This is a genomic window from Actinophytocola xanthii (assembly GCF_001921205.1).
Classification (GTDB): Bacteria; Actinomycetota; Actinomycetes; order Mycobacteriales; family Pseudonocardiaceae; genus Actinophytocola; species Actinophytocola xanthii.
On sequence record NZ_MSIE01000133.1, the window covers coordinates 1 to 13,735 of the forward strand.

Sequence of the window (13,735 nt, forward strand, 5' to 3'; positions counted from 1 at the left end):
CCGGAGGACCGCGAGCACCTTGCCCGCGATGCCGGTGGTGCCAGGACTGTCGGCGGTCTCCGCGGCGCGCTGGACGGGGATGCTCCGCTGCCTGCGGGTGTGGTCCTTGACGGCCATCGTGTGCCTCCTCGGTTCTCGGTGTGTTGACACAAGTCTTTCCGAGGCGGCCGCATCGATCTGGAGTCCAAGGTCCCGGGTATGCCCGCGTTGGTCCCGACACCGCGGCCCGTGATCGAGGACTTTGGACCCTGCCGCGGAACGATCTCCGCCGCTGGGAGCGCTCCCAGAAATCCGGGAAACCGTGTACTCTTGGGAGCGCTCCCAGCCCGAGTCCCTTCTCCCCGAGGAGCTCCAACCATGTCGCGACGGCGTTGTCGCCCGGTCACCCTGGTGGCCGGCATGCTCGTTCTGGCCCTGTCCGCGCTCCTGCTGCCGTCCATGACGGCGGGCGGGACCGCCGCGGCCGGGACGTCCCACCCCCGCTCCGTGCCGCTCACCGAACTGACCGTGGTGTCCGAACAGGTGGCGTCCGGACTGCGACGCCCGATCGCGATCACCGGCCTGCCGGACGGCCGCATGCTGATCGCGGAGAAGAACGGCACCGTTCGCGCCTACCACCCCGACACCGGTCTCGCGGCGGACCCGGTGCTCGACCTGAGCGACCGGATCGACACGTCGGACAACGAGCGGGGTCTGCTCGGCATCACGCCCGCGCCGAACTTCAGCCGGACCGGGATCCTCTACGTGGCCTACACGAGCCTGCCGGCGGGCGCGCTGACCCTCGCGCGCGTACCCATCGGCGCCCCCGACCGCGAACAGGTGCTGCTCACCCAGGAGCACGCCGAGTACGGCAACCACAACGGCGGACAGGTGGCGTTCGGCCGCGACGGCTTCCTCTACTGGTCGCTCGGCGACGGCGGCCACGCGAACGACCCGTTCAAGGCCGGCCAGGATCTCGGCACCCTGCTCGGCAAGATCGTGCGGGTCGACGTCAACCGCACCTGCGGCGCGACGCCCTACTGCGTGCCCTCCAGCAACCCGTTCGTCAACGTCCCCGGCGCGCGGCCGGAGATCTGGCTCTACGGGCTGCGCAACCCGTGGCGGTTCTCCGTCGACCCCGCCGACGGCTCGCTGTGGATCGGTGACGTCGGCCAGGGCCTGGTGGAGGAGATCAACCACATCCGCCCGTCGCAGGGAGGCGCCAACCTCGGCTGGTCCTGCCGGGAGGGCACCCCGGTGTTCGACCCGCAGCAGTGCCGCTCGGGCGTGCGGTACACCGACCCGGTCTTCGAGTACGACCACTACAACGACAACTGCTCGGTGACCGGCGGCGTGGTGTACCGCGGTTCCCGGACCCCGGACGCGCGGGGGACCTACATCGCGAGCGACTACTGCTCGACCCGCGCGTTCGCCGTGCGCCCCCGGCCCCAGGGCGGCTACGAGACCGCCACGATCGGCAGCTTCCCCACCCAGCCGACCGCGTTCGGCACCGACGTGCGGGGCGAGGTGTACGTGCTCAGCGACCTCCCGGGCTGGCTGAGCCGCGTGCGGTTCGAGCGGGTCCAAGGCGGCTCATGAGATCTCCGAGCGCGTGCGTGGGGGCCGCAGGGGCGCCGGCCGCGCTGCGGACTGGCGGACGGCCTCCAGTAGCCGTGCGCCCCGCAGCCCCGTGTCGGCCTGCGGTCCCCCGTCGAGCTCGCCGCGCACCGCCGCGCCGAACGCGGTGAGGAACGCGGCGAACGGGTTCTCCGGCGGCCACCCGAGCCGTTCGACGTGGCCACCGCGTTCCAGGGTGACCACGGGGGCGAGGTCCGCCGGCGTCGTGAAGGCCCGCTCCACGACCAGTCGGCCCTCGCTGCCCCAGAGCTCGTAGTAGGAGCGGGAGGAGTGCTGGAAGCCGAAGGTGGTGTGTGCGAGCAGGCCGGCGCCGTCCCGGAGCAGGGCCGCCCCGCCGAGGTCCACATCGTCCGGCTCGACGCCGCCCACCAGGCTGGCACCCACGACCTCGACGTTCTGGTCGAGGAACAGCAGCGCGCCGTGGAGGGCGTAGAAGCCGGTGTCGAGCAACGCGCCGCCGCCCAGGGGCCGGGAGAGCCGGATGTCCCCCGCCGGCCGGGGCGGGATGGCCATCCCGCTGGCCACCACCCGCGGCGTTCCGACCGCGCCCTCGGCGACCAGCCGGCGCACCCGGTCGTGCTGGCCGTGGTGGGTGAACATCCGGTTCTCCCACAGCTGGAGGCCGGCCGCCTCGGCCGCCGCGGTCATGGCCGCGGCCTCGGCGTAGCGGGTGGCCATCGCCTTCTCGACCAGGACGTGCCTGCCTGCCTGGATCGCGCGCAGCGACCAGTCCGCGTGCAGCCCGGTCGGCAGGCAGATGTACACGGCGTCGACGTCGTCCCTGGCCAGCAGGCGGGCGTACCCCTCGACCGCGTCTGTGCCCGCGCCGGCACCGCCGAGCGACCCGACCAGGTCGGCTGCCCGAGCGCGGTCCCGGCTGGCCACGGCGGTGACCCGGAGGGCCGGATGCTCGGCGAACCAGGGCAGGAACCGCCGGGCGATCGACCCGCAGCCGAGCACCCCGAGCCGGATCATGCCCTCGCTCATGTCCCACCGGTGACGGGCAGGGCGGCCAGGCTGCGGAACACGAACCCACCGGGAAGGTAGTGCGGGGTGAACCCGGGTGCGAGCGCCAGGTCGGGCAGGTGCTCGATCAGCGCCTCGACGGCGACGCGTGCCTCCATCCTGGCCAGTGCCGCACCCACGCAGAAGTGGGGTCCGTGGCCGAACCCGAGGTGCCGCGGGGGACCCGAGCGGTCGAGCCGGAAGGTGTCAGGGGCCTCGACCGCGTCCGGGTCGCGCCCCACCGCGGCCGTCATCACGTGCAGCGTCGCGTCCGCCGGAATGCTCACGCCGCCGAGACGCACCTCCTCGGTGATGTCCCGCGACGTTCCCTGCACCGCGCACTCGAACCGCAGGCCCTCCTCCACGGCCGCCGGCACCAGGGCCGGCTCGGCGACCAGCCGCTTCCACAGCCGGCGGTCCCGCAGCAGCTGGTGCGTCGTGTTCGCGACGAGGTTGGTGGTGGTCTCGTGGCCGGCGGCGAGGATGACGCGGAGCGCGGCGAGCACGGCGCCGTCGGTCAGCTCGGTCTCGTGCTCCACGGGGCCGACCGACGCCTGCGCCAGGAGGGACACCAGGTCCGCGCCGGGGGCACGCCGTCGCCGGTCGAGCAGGTCCAGGTAGTACGACTCGTAGTCGAGAACCTGTCGCGCACACTCCAGCTGCCGCTCCGGGTCGAGCGGGAGCACCTGCAGGGCGAGCCAGGAGTCGTTCCATGCCTTGACCTTCAGGTGGTCCTCCGCCGGCACCCCGAGGATCTCGCAGATCACTCGCATCGGCAGCGGGTAGGCGAAGTCGGCCAGCAGGTCGAACTCCCCGCGGGCGGCGAGCTCGGTCAGCAGCGCGTCGGCCCGGGCGCGGACGGCGCCCTCGCGGGTGCGAAGCGAGCGGGGGGAGAAGAAGTCGTGGATCAGCGCGCGGAACCGGCTGTGCTCCGGCGGGTCGGCGTTGAGCGGCGGCACCTTCGCGAACAGTGAACCGGCGAGGGTCGCCCGGCACTCCTCGGTGAGCGGGACGTTGCCGTCGAGGATTCTCCTGGTGCGGAACACCACCGGGTCGGAGAGCACCGCGCGGATCTCCGCGCGCCCGGTCACCACCCAGCGGTTCTCGCCGTCCTCGGCCACCGGGCAGGACCGCCGGGCGACGCGATAGTGCTCGTAGGGGTCGGCGTTGAAGTGTGCCGACTCCACGTCGAACAGCCGCGCCCCGCCGAGGTCGCGTACGTCGGAATCCCCGGAAGGCTGCCCGGGCGCGGTCATGACGACCTCACCGTGGCCGCGGCGGCGAGCTCGAGCAGGGCCGCTCGTACCGGTTCGTCCACGGGCAGCCGGTCGACCTCCGTGAGTGCCCTCCTGTACCGCTGCTGGATCATTGCCTCGACCGCCTCCCGGGCGCCGTCGTCGTCCAGGTTCTCGTTGCCGTGCAACCGGCGGCGGCCAATGCTCGCGGAGCGCGAGGGCCGAGTCCGATCGGTCCGATCGACGAGCTCTTTGATGATGGAAACGGACGACCGGCGATCAGGTCAAGTTCTTACACGACAATGCAAACGAGAGAAAATTCTTAGCGTTTGGCACCTCGCGGGACCTGTTTCCGGAGCCGAAATGTGTAGGTCCAGACCTCCCCCGTTCGAGTGTGTCCAGCTACTCGTCGTCACGGAGTCAGGTGAGCCGAGTCGCTCGATGTGCACGCGATTCGGTACGTCTGGCTGTGACGCCAGCTACATGCGCTAAGCCTGGTTCGACTCCTGCCGAATTCAGCGCCCGAGAACTGAACCCGTCACCCGAACGGGGCACAGTTGGTGACACACCGTAGTAACTGGCAGGAGACCCACATGAAACGCTCCCCTCTGTGGCGGCGCGCCGCCATCGTTCTGTCCGCTGTCGTCCTCCTCGCGTTCGGCGCGGGGGTGGCCTATGCCTACTGGTCGGCGACCGGTATTGGCGCCGGCTCGGCGACGTCGGCCTCGAGCTCGGCCTTCACCGTGTCCAGCGGGACGCCCACCGGCGGCCCCCTGACGCCTGGCGGCGCACAGTCGTCCGTGCCCTTCACGGTGTCCAACCTCGGGTCGGGCGAGCAGCGTCTGACCAAGGTGACCGTCACGGTCGCGGAGTCCGACGGCTCGACGTGGAACTCGGTCGGCGGCTGTTCGGCCGCGGACTACACCGTCGGCACCCCCCTGATCACCTACGGGAACATCCCCGGAGGCGGTTCGGTGTCGGGCACCGTCTCGGTCGCCATGAACAACCTGCCGACCAACCAGGACGGCTGCAAGAACGCGACCGTTCCGCTCTACTTCGTCGCTTCCTGACCCACCCGTGATGCGAGGTGGCGGCACCCTCGCCACCTCGCATCACGGCATCGCGGAAAGAGCTCCTCATGGCTGTTCGCGTTCGTCGTGACCTGCTGGGCGGGTCGCGCGCCCGCCGTCGTATCGGCGTGGTCGTCCTGATGCTGCTGGCCCTTCTCGGTACCGGGGTGGCACCGGCGTCCGGCTACTGGCACTCTCGCGGCAAGGGCACGGGCGCGACGCCCACCGGGACCCTGCTGCCACCGACGGCGGTGCTCGTGCCAACCGTCGGGATCTCCGCCGTGTCCGTCAAGTGGCAGGGCCCCAAGGGCGGTGTCATCCCCACCGGCTACTACGTCACGCGCATCAAGATCAGTGACGGCAAGCCCGCCCCGGCGTGCAACAGCGGCAAAGCCGCGCTGGTCGCCGCGGCGAGCTGTCTCGACGTCGGCCCACCCAACGGCAAGTTCCGGTACCAGGTGACCGCGGTGTTCAGGTCGTGGACGGCGACCAGCGGGCCGAGCGAGGACCTCTCGGTGGTCACACCCGCCGCGGTGGCGTTCACCACCCAACCGTCCACAGTGTCCGCGGGTGCCGCGATCTCGCCCGGTGTCGCCGTGGAGATCCGGTCGACGGACGGGGCGCGGGTGCCGGTCGCCGGTGTCGCGGTGACGATCGCGCTCAGCACGAACCCGGCCGGCGGCACGCTGTCCGGAACGACCACCGCGTACACCGACTCGAGCGGCGTCGCGACCTTCGACTCGCTGTCGATCCAGAAGGCCGGCACGGGCTACCGGCTGACCGCGACCAGTGCGAACGTGGCATCCGCGACCAGCGCCGCCTTCACCGTGCGTCCCGGTAGCCCGGTCAAGCTCGCCTTCGCCCGCACTCCCGGGAAAACGCCCGTCGGGCGTGCGTTCGACATCCAGCCGGTGGTGAACGTCCTCGACCGGTACGACAACCTCGTGACCGGCAGCACCGCCGCTGTCTCGCTCGCGTTGACCAACCGGGGCACGGCGACCCTCACCTGCCTGCCCAAAGCGGCAGTCGGTGGGATCGCCACGTTCACCGGCTGCTCCATCGACAGCGCCGGCTCGTACCGGCTCACCGCCTCCTCGGGCACGTTGGCCACGGCGGTGACCGCGTCGTTCTCGGTCGTCAGCGAGGTCTACAGCCTGGCCTGGAGCAGTCCCCGGGTCACCGGGTGCGTCTCGGAAGGCGGCAGTCGCTCCTGGCTGTCCTACACCGACTGTCTGCGCTCGGGGGTCAGCGGCACGTTCACGGCGAAGGTCAGCCTGGTCGACGGGGCCGGCAACGTCGTGGCAAATCCCGGGCCCGACCTCATGGTCTTGGTCGACGGATCGAACGGCGTGACCACACCGTCAATGTTGACCATCCCGCGCGGCGCGTCGGTGTCCACCACGTCGATGACGTTCAAACCCAAGCTGGTGGACGGCGTCTCCGAGGCCGTCGTGGCGACCACGTTATCACTCTGGACCGCCATCGCGACGCTGACCGGCTAGCGACCAGGAATCGGGAGTTCCACAATGGACTGCACGTACGACGGAGAACTGGTGGACAGGCCCTCTTCGCTCGCGTTCACCGGGCTGCCGATGACGCAGCTGCTGCTCGCCGGGGCCGCTCTCCTGCTGCTCGGGATCATCCTGGCGATCGCCGCCCGCCGACGCCGCCGGACGCGGCGACGGCCTGGGGCGATGCTGTCGCTGGTCATCATCACCTGCGCCGCCGGCGCGCTGCTCTGGGCCGACACCTCCGCGCACGCCGCGGGGGGTGACTGCGACACCCCCACCCCGGCGGGGGAGACACACGCACTGGAGCTCTCCCAGACCTCTGTCCTGTCCGGACTCGCGCCGGGGGTGGCCCCGGCGCCGATCACCGGCAACGTGGAGAACACCGGCACCGAACCCGTTGTCGTCACCGCGGTCACTGTCTCGATCACGTCGGTCGTCAAGGCGGCCGACGCGGTGGCGGGCACCTGCGACGACAGCGACTACCTTCTCGTCGCGCCCCGGATGCCGGTCGGAAAGACCCTGAAGGCGGGCGAGACGGCGGAGTTCTCCGGCGCCGCGCTCGGCTTCACCGACAAGTCCACCAACCAGGACGCGTGCAAGGGCGCCCGCGTCGACCTCCGCTACACCGCATCGTGATTCGCGCGGTCAGGCCAGGCGGTGGCGCAGCCACCAGAAGCAGAAGCCGGCCAGGGCGAGGCTGAGCGCGAGGTAGATCCCGGTCTCGATCCACTGGAAGGGCCAGAACCGGGAGGCCGGGTGGTAGGTGAGCTCATGCCGGTACCCCAGGCGGGTGAGCTCGGCGAGGCAGGTCTTCATCCCGGCGCCCGGCTCCGGCGTCGCGGACTGGCCCGGCGTGCAGGCTGTCGAGGACTCCGGCAGCGTGATGGCCTCGACCGGGTTCCCGGACGAGTCGACGGTCCGCGCGGAGAGCAGCCAGGCGCCCTCCTCGGGTGCCTGGCCCTCCACGAGGACGGTCGATCTGCCGTTCTGCATGTTGTGACCAAAAGTATCTACTGTGGACTCAGTGATCTCGACAGTCGCATCGGTCGGGGGAAGGAGGTAGGGCCGGACCAGCAGTGGCATGGCGAACTGGACCACGACGAAGACGGCCAGGGTTACGGCCATCGCCGGCAGGGCGCGGCGCAGCAGCATCCCGACCGTCACACCGAGGGCGAAGGCGAACGCCGAGTACCCGATCGGCACGACCCCGCGGCCGTCGAACACCCACGAGGCCAGCCGGTTGAACTCGTTGTCGGGGACGTTGTCGATGGTGCTGGCCCACCAGGTCACCGCGACGGCGCCCACGGCCCCGACGACGACGGCCGCCAGGCCGGTGATCGTCATCTTCACCACCAGCCAGCGGGTGCGGGTGATGCTCTGGTTCCACACCAGACGGTGGGTGCCCACCTCGAGCTCCCGGCTGACCAGGGGAGCGCCCCAGAACAGCCCGATCAGCGCCGGCATGACCAGCGCGACAGCGGAGACGCCGAGTGAGGCCGTCTGGTAGTCGTTGAGGAAGTTGTTGACGAAGGGTCCGCAGTCGGTGCCCTGCTGGGCGCAGGCCGCGATGCCGTCGGCGTACTCGGCGGCGATGCCCGGACCGGTCATCGCCAGCAGTACGGCGAACGCCACCACCAGGGCGAAGAGCGTGATGGCCGGGATGCGGAACTGGCGCCAGGTCAACCAGATCATCGCTGAACCTCCAGGACCGGTCGGGGCGCGACGCGGGTTGAGCTGTCTAAATAGGTCAGGACGAGGTCCTCCAGGCTGAGCTGGCTCACTGTCCATACGGGATCATGGATTGCCGAGTCGGTGCGGACGATGAACGTGCTCTGCCGGTCGGTGTGGCTGGCGGAGACGACGCGCTGGTCACGCGGCAGCTGGTCGGGGTCGCGGCGCGGACCGGCGAGCCGGTGGTGGGTGGCGAGCAGCTCCTCGACCTCCCCGGCCACCTGGACCCGGGAGTCGACCAGGACGACCAGGTAGTCGCAGGCCCGCTCGAGGTCCGAGACCAGGTGGGAGGACAGCACCACGCTGAGCTCGTGCTCGACGGCGGCCTCCAGCAGGCCCTGCATGAACTCGCGCCGGGCGAGGGGGTCGAGTGCCGCGACCGGCTCGTCCAGGATGAGCAGCTCGGGCCGCTTCGCGATGCCGATCGTGAGCGCGAGCTGGGCGCGTTGTCCCCCGGAGAGCGTGCCGGCGCGTTGCCCGGGATCGAGTCCGAGGCGGGCGATCCGGTCCCGCGCCGTCGCGTCGTCCCATCCGGGGTTGAGCCGCGCGCCCAACCGCAGGTGCTCGGCGACGGTGAACCCGGCGTAGGTGGGGGTGTCCTGGGCGACGAACCCGACCTTGCGCAGCTGGTTCGGGTCCGTCCCGGGACGACCGCCGAGAACGGTGATCTCGCCGGTGGTGGGGGTCAGGTGACCGCTGGCCAGGTTGAGCAGGGTGGTCTTGCCCGCGCCGTTCGGCCCGACCAGCCCGACGACGTGTCCGGCGGGGATGTCCAGCGTGCAGTCGGACAGCGCCCAGTGTCTGCCGTACCTCTTGCCCAACCCTCGGGCCTGTAGGACCGCGGTCATGCTATTTCCTCTCCAGCGGAGGTCCGAAAGGTCGTCAGGAACAACGCCTCGATGCTCTCCTCGTCGAGGCCCGCCCGGCGTGCCTTGGCCAGCCAGCGCCGCAGCTCCTGCCGCAGGGGCCCGTGCGCGGCCAGCGACCCGTCGGTGAGCGTCGCGGAGACGAAGGTGCCGACTCCCGGACGCGCGGCGACCAGGCCTTCGTGCTCCAGTTCGCGGTAGGCCTTGAGCACCGTGTTCGGGTTGATCGCGAGCCGCGCGACAACGTCCTTGACCGTGGGGAGCTGGTCTCCCTCGCGCAGCAGCCCCAGCCGCATGGCCTGCCGCACCTGGCGCACCAGCTGCAGGTAGGGGGAGAGGCCGGACCGCTCGTCCAGGTGGAACTCGATCACCAGGGCTCCATTCATCTAGGTAGCTAGTACTATAGATGAAGCAGAAGCGCAGGTGTCAACCGGGTGGCTGGGAGCGCTGGCGGTCTTCTTCGTGGTCCAAGCCTTCTTGACCGACGTCGGTAGTGGTCTGCGTAGTTCGGCGGCCGTCGTCTTCCCGCTGATGGTCCTGGCGTTCGTGAAGGCCGGGCAGCTCATGAACGGTAGGCGGCGTCCGGTCACCGTGTACGTGCTGAGCGAAGGACGTGACCGCGCGGCGCCCTATTGCCTGGGGCTGGTTATCGGGAGCCTGGGTTACGTCATTCTCGTCGGGATTCCTCAGTTCTGACGCTCGGACGGGGACCCGGGTGCGGCCCGCGGGTCTACCGTCCGAGTTGGACGCCCAGCTCGCGGGCGATGCGGTCGCGCTCGGCGGGCGGCATGGCGTTCAGCCATTCGGTCCTGCTGTTGACCAGGCGGTCGAACCGGTCGTCGGCGCTCAGCATCCGGCCCGCCCAGTTGCCCTCGGTGGAGTGCCAGAACCTGGTCTCGGTCTCGACGACCTCGCGCAGGTTGGCGTCGGTCGGCGGCCGGCTCAGCAGGTGGGGGATGTCCCGCTCGTAGTGGTCGCCGATCTTGGCGGACAGGTTGTCCTTGGCCCAGCTGTACAGCCACCGCACCTCGGGTAGCGCGACAGTGGCCACGCTGACCGGGTTCTCCTTCGAGATCCGCTGCAGCACGGCGATGGCCTTGGCCCGCTGGCCGGGCGGGGCCTGGACCGGGCCGGTCAGGCCGACGGGGACGACGCCGGCCTGCTGGACGGCGCCGGTGGCTGGATCGGCGGGAGCGGCCGAGCGCGTGGCGTCGGTCCGCGGCTCGGGGCTCGCGCCGCCGCCCTCGTCGACGATGCGGAGCAGTTGGGCGTGGGTGTCGTCGACCCGCTCGTAGACGTCGGCCACCGCGCTCAGCCCGGTTTGCACGTCGGCGACCGAGCGCGTGCCGGTCTCGAGGGCCTCGCGGAGCTGCTCGCCGGCGGACACGAGCGCCTGGGTGAAGAACGCCCCAATCGTGCTGAACGCGTCGCCGCCGACGGGCGGTGGTGTCGCCGCGCCGGCCGAGCTCACCTGCCCGGCCAGGTCGCCGACGGCGGCGGCATGCCGGCGCAACTCCTCGACGCTGACGTCGAACCCGTCGCTCATACCCCGAGCCTGGCGCGTACGTCCCGCCGGCGCAACGGGAACTTTCCTCCCTCAGCGCGACGGAGCCGAACGTGAGGTGGTCGGTGTCGAACCCGTCGAGGCCGAACCCGGCAGGCCGGGAACGGCCGAATCCGAGGCGCCACCACGTGCTGGTTTCGGTTCACCCCGATCGGGGCAGCCCTGCGGCAGCAAACCCGAGAGAGGTGAATGCGATGAGCATGTTCGACAAGGCGAAGGACAAGGCCGAGCAGGTGACCGGCCAGGGCAAGGAGAAGGTCGGCCGGGCCACCGACAACGAGGAGCTCGAGGACGCGGGCAAGCGCGACCAGCTCAGCGGTGAGGCCAAGGAGGCCGGTCACGACCTGCGGGACAAGGCCGCCGGCGCCGTGCACGACGCCAAGGAAGCCTTCCGCGGCGACAAGTGACGCGACGACAAAGGACGCAGACCGCGAGCGACGCGAGTGCGGCGGGCCGGCACGCGAGCCGCGTGCCGGCCGCCGCGCGTCAGCCCCGGTAGGGGGCGTAGCGGCGGTCGTCGGCCGGCGGCCGGTCGAGGGCGCGGCGGCTCAGCACCGCGCCGAGGATCACCAGCACCCCGCCGATGCCGCAGACGACCCACAGCACGACGGTCAGCCTGCCGGTCAGCGCGTCGTAGAACGGACCGGCGAGCTCCGGCGACGGGCTCCTGGCGGCGACCTCGCTGCGCAGCAGCCACCGGGCCAGCACGACCAGCAGCATCGCGACGACGAGCCCGATCCCGGCCACGACCAGCGTCGTGCCGCGGCGGGCGGACAGCGCGACGCCCAGGACGATCAGCGCGATCGCGGCGATCGGGAGCGCCGTGCTCAGCGTCTCCAGCAGGTCGAATGCCGGGATCGCCTGGCGGACGGCGGGGCCGGACAGCACCTCGACCCGCGCGTCGATCTCCGGGATGCGGTCGGCCAGCGGAACGCCCTCGGCCACGAACCGGGACTTCAGCTTGTCGGCCATGACCCCGAGCTCGAGCACGACGGCGTCGCCCTCGACCTCCAGCGCGCCCGACTCGTCCCGGCGGAGCATGGCGAGCAGCTGGGGGTGTACCTCCTTGTTGAGCTCCACCCAGGTCGCGCGAAAGTCCTCGCTCGCGACGAAGTTCCTGATCGTCGTGCCGACCAGCGGCCGCGCCCCCTCGGGCACCTGCTCGTTGACCGCGGTGGTCAGCTGGTCGCCGACGGCGGTCTGGACCGCGGGCTCCTCGGCCAGCGGGGTGACCGCCTCGAGGTAGCTGTCGCGGTTGGTGACCTGGTCGACCAGGAAGTAGGCCGCGACCGCCGGACCCGCGAGGAGGCAGCCCAGCAGCACGAGCACGGTGGCGAACGCGGTGCGGAACACCGCCGCACCTTAGCGCGGCGTCCCGCCGCTCACCCGCTCGGCGACACCTCGGCGTGCCGCGGCGGCAGCAGGAACCGCGCCCGGTCCCGCCGTGCCGGTGGGACGGCGAGCCCGTGGCCGTCGTCGTAGACCGCCCACTCCGTGGTGGGGCCCGCCACCGCCCGCAGCGCCAGTGCCTCCGCCATGGTCACCGCGTCGTCCCGCCGCCCGTACTGGATGAACAGCCGGCCGGTGTATCGGCTGACGTGGTGCCGGGGGTCGAGCCGGTCCAGGAACTCCAGATAGGGCTCGGGGTCCGGGTGACCGTCACGCAGCAGGTCGGCCCGGGCGTGGCGGACGACGGTCCCCGCGCCGATGCCGGCCAGTACCAGACCCTCCAACCGGGGTTCCACGGCGCCGAGCTGGGCGCCGAGCGCGGCGCCGCCGCTGTGTCCGAAGTAGCAGAGCCGCTCCACCCCCGTCTGCTCGGTAAGCAGGTCCAGGCCGCGGCGGCACCCGGTCAGGGCGCGGTTCACCGCCGTCCCGCTCGCCTCGATGTCGCCGTGCCGGGGCAGCCGGATGGCGGGCAGCAGGACCGCCAGGCCCGCCGCGGCCAGCTCGCGCGCCTCCTCGACGAAGAACCGCCGGCCGTCGTCGGTCCCACCATGGGCGATGACGACGCCGCCCACGGCGGGAACCGCCGGCCGGACCAGCGTGGCCACGACCGGGTGACCGTGCTCGCCCGGAAAGGTCAACTCATGGGTCGTGATCCCGTCGTCCTGCGTCACGGCAGGGGACCATACCGACCGCCGCGGCGGGACGCCCGCCAATTACCCTCCGCGGATTACCCGATGTCCGGTCTCGGCCCGGCGCTCGCCCGCACCAGCGCCGGAACGCCGGAGGCGGGGTCGAGGGAGTAGGCGTAGAACGAGCCGGGGGTGAACGCCGAGCCGCCGCTCTGCTGCCGGCCCGTGCAGTTGACGGCGACGGTGCCCGACTGGCGCAGCTGTGCCGCCTCGTCCTTGTAGTACGGGTCCCGCACGCCCTCGAAGTAGCTGTTCTCCAACACCATCCTGGTGCCACCCCGGGCGTAGTTGCCGTAGGAGGCGACGTTCTGCAGGTAGTTGTTGTACAGGTGCGCGTAGGCGACGTTGTCCGTGCTGGGGTTGCGCTGGTTCGTGTCCCGGATCCAGTTGTGGTGGATGGTGATCCGTGACGTGACGTTCTCGGTCCACCCGATCCCGAAGGACTTGTTGTTGTCCGCCAGCACGTTCCAGGACACGGTCAGGTAGCTCGTGTCCTTCCTGCTGTCGATCAGCCCGTCGTTCATCCGGGTGATCGCGTTGTGGTCGATCCAGACATGGTGCGCGCCGTCCAGCTGGATGCCGTCGTAGTCGAACTCCTTGTCGTCGGGGTCGTCGGAGGCCACCCGGGTGTCCCGGATGGTCAGGTTGCGGATGATCACGTTGTGCACGCCGGTGCCCACGAAGAACCCGCCGCCCACGATGTGGCCGCTCGTGCCGACCCCGACGATCGTCTTGTTCGAGGTGACCCGCACCTCGGTGCCGAACGGGGTGACGGTGATCGCGCCGGCGACCCGGACCACGTACGGTTCGGCAGCCGTGACGTACCGGACCAGGTCCGCGTAGGTGCTGACGGTGACCGTGGCGCCGCCGGCGCCGCCGGTCGTGCCGTTGTCACCCATCCCGGCCGTGCCGGCGAACCCGTCCGCCGTGGTCGGCCAGGCGCGGTGTCCGGCTGGCACGCCCGGCGGTGTGCCGGCCGCGGCCGGGCCGGGGGCCGC

At 71.2% G+C, this 13,735-nt stretch carries 16 protein-coding genes; 6 read left to right on the forward strand and 10 right to left on the reverse strand.

From position 1 onward, the window contains the following. Positions 1-357 precede the first annotated feature (357 nt). Complete coding sequence (locus tag BU204_RS36885; RefSeq protein WP_075130432.1) at positions 358-1,578, forward strand: PQQ-dependent sugar dehydrogenase; 1,221 nt, start codon at positions 358-360, stop codon at positions 1,576-1,578. On the opposite strand, the gene BU204_RS36890 is transcribed toward BU204_RS36885, so the two are convergent. Genes BU204_RS36890 through BU204_RS40480 form a run of 3 tightly spaced genes read right to left on the reverse strand, consistent with a single transcriptional unit; the run spans position 1,573 to position 4,045 of the window. After that, positions 1,573-2,604: a Gfo/Idh/MocA family protein gene (locus BU204_RS36890; protein WP_075130433.1), complete on the reverse strand. Its 1,032-nt coding sequence runs from the start codon at positions 2,602-2,604 to the stop codon at positions 1,573-1,575. The two genes, BU204_RS36885 and BU204_RS36890, sit on opposite strands and share 6 nt — an antisense overlap. Then, complete coding sequence (locus tag BU204_RS36895; protein WP_075130434.1) at positions 2,601-3,878, reverse strand: cytochrome P450; 1,278 nt, start codon at positions 3,876-3,878, stop codon at positions 2,601-2,603. The genes BU204_RS36890 and BU204_RS36895 overlap by 4 nt, the downstream gene beginning before the upstream one ends. Beyond that, positions 3,875-4,045: a hypothetical protein gene (locus BU204_RS40480; RefSeq protein WP_158073574.1), complete on the reverse strand. Its 171-nt coding sequence runs from the start codon at positions 4,043-4,045 to the stop codon at positions 3,875-3,877. Before BU204_RS40480 ends, BU204_RS36895 begins: the two co-directional genes overlap by 4 nt. Positions 4,046-4,450: 405 nt before the next feature. Here BU204_RS40480 and BU204_RS36900 point away from each other — a divergent pair, with 405 nt between their 5' ends. From BU204_RS36900 to BU204_RS36910, 3 genes are all read left to right on the forward strand, one after another. Next, entirely contained in the window at positions 4,451-4,927 is a 477-nt protein-coding gene (locus BU204_RS36900) for a hypothetical protein (protein ID WP_075130435.1), read from the forward strand. Between the two features lie 68 nt (positions 4,928-4,995). Beyond that, complete coding sequence (locus BU204_RS36905; RefSeq protein WP_143230025.1) at positions 4,996-6,429, forward strand: Ig-like domain-containing protein; 1,434 nt, start codon at positions 4,996-4,998, stop codon at positions 6,427-6,429. Between the two features lie 51 nt (positions 6,430-6,480). After that, positions 6,481-7,074, forward strand: a complete 594-nt coding sequence (locus BU204_RS36910; protein ID WP_143230026.1) for a hypothetical protein — start codon at positions 6,481-6,483, stop codon at positions 7,072-7,074. 9 nt (positions 7,075-7,083) lie between these two features. On the opposite strand, the gene BU204_RS36915 is transcribed toward BU204_RS36910, so the two are convergent. Genes BU204_RS36915 through BU204_RS36925 form a run of 3 tightly spaced genes read right to left on the reverse strand, consistent with a single transcriptional unit; the run spans position 7,084 to position 9,406 of the window. Continuing rightward, positions 7,084-8,130 (reverse strand): ABC transporter permease subunit, encoded by a 1,047-nt coding sequence (locus BU204_RS36915; RefSeq protein WP_075130438.1) that lies wholly within the window; start codon positions 8,128-8,130, stop codon positions 7,084-7,086. Continuing rightward, positions 8,127-9,017, reverse strand: coding sequence for an ABC transporter ATP-binding protein (locus tag BU204_RS36920; protein WP_075130439.1), 891 nt, complete (start codon positions 9,015-9,017; stop codon positions 8,127-8,129). Before BU204_RS36920 ends, BU204_RS36915 begins: the two co-directional genes overlap by 4 nt. After that, positions 9,014-9,406, reverse strand: a complete 393-nt coding sequence (locus BU204_RS36925) for a GntR family transcriptional regulator (protein WP_075130440.1) — start codon at positions 9,404-9,406, stop codon at positions 9,014-9,016. Before BU204_RS36925 ends, BU204_RS36920 begins: the two co-directional genes overlap by 4 nt. Positions 9,407-9,458: 52 nt before the next feature. On the opposite strand from BU204_RS36925, the gene BU204_RS36930 reads away from it, so the two are divergent. Next, a complete protein-coding gene (locus tag BU204_RS36930; protein ID WP_075130441.1) occupies positions 9,459-9,731 on the forward strand; it encodes a hypothetical protein in 273 nt (90 codons plus the stop codon). Positions 9,732-9,765: 34 nt separating this feature from the next. On the opposite strand, the gene BU204_RS36935 is transcribed toward BU204_RS36930, so the two are convergent. Further along, complete coding sequence (locus BU204_RS36935) at positions 9,766-10,581, reverse strand: type VII secretion target (RefSeq protein ID WP_075130442.1); 816 nt, start codon at positions 10,579-10,581, stop codon at positions 9,766-9,768. 212 nt (positions 10,582-10,793) lie between these two features. On the opposite strand from BU204_RS36935, the gene BU204_RS36940 reads away from it, so the two are divergent. Then, positions 10,794-11,006 carry a CsbD family protein gene (locus BU204_RS36940; RefSeq protein ID WP_075130443.1) on the forward strand — a complete coding sequence of 71 codons (213 nt, stop codon included), beginning with the start codon at positions 10,794-10,796 and terminating at the stop codon, positions 11,004-11,006. A 79-nt stretch (positions 11,007-11,085) separates the two neighbouring features. Here BU204_RS36940 and BU204_RS36945 read toward each other — a convergent pair whose 3' ends face one another. From BU204_RS36945 to BU204_RS36955, 3 genes are all read right to left on the reverse strand, one after another. Then, positions 11,086-11,952 carry a hypothetical protein gene (locus BU204_RS36945; protein ID WP_075130444.1) on the reverse strand — a complete coding sequence of 289 codons (867 nt, stop codon included), beginning with the start codon at positions 11,950-11,952 and terminating at the stop codon, positions 11,086-11,088. 29 nt (positions 11,953-11,981) lie between these two features. Next, complete coding sequence (locus tag BU204_RS36950; RefSeq protein WP_075130445.1) at positions 11,982-12,719, reverse strand: alpha/beta hydrolase family protein; 738 nt, start codon at positions 12,717-12,719, stop codon at positions 11,982-11,984. A gap of 56 nt (positions 12,720-12,775) precedes the next feature. Continuing rightward, on the reverse strand, positions 12,776-13,735 hold a 960-nt coding region (locus BU204_RS36955; protein WP_198943116.1), incomplete at its 5' end, for a pectate lyase family protein.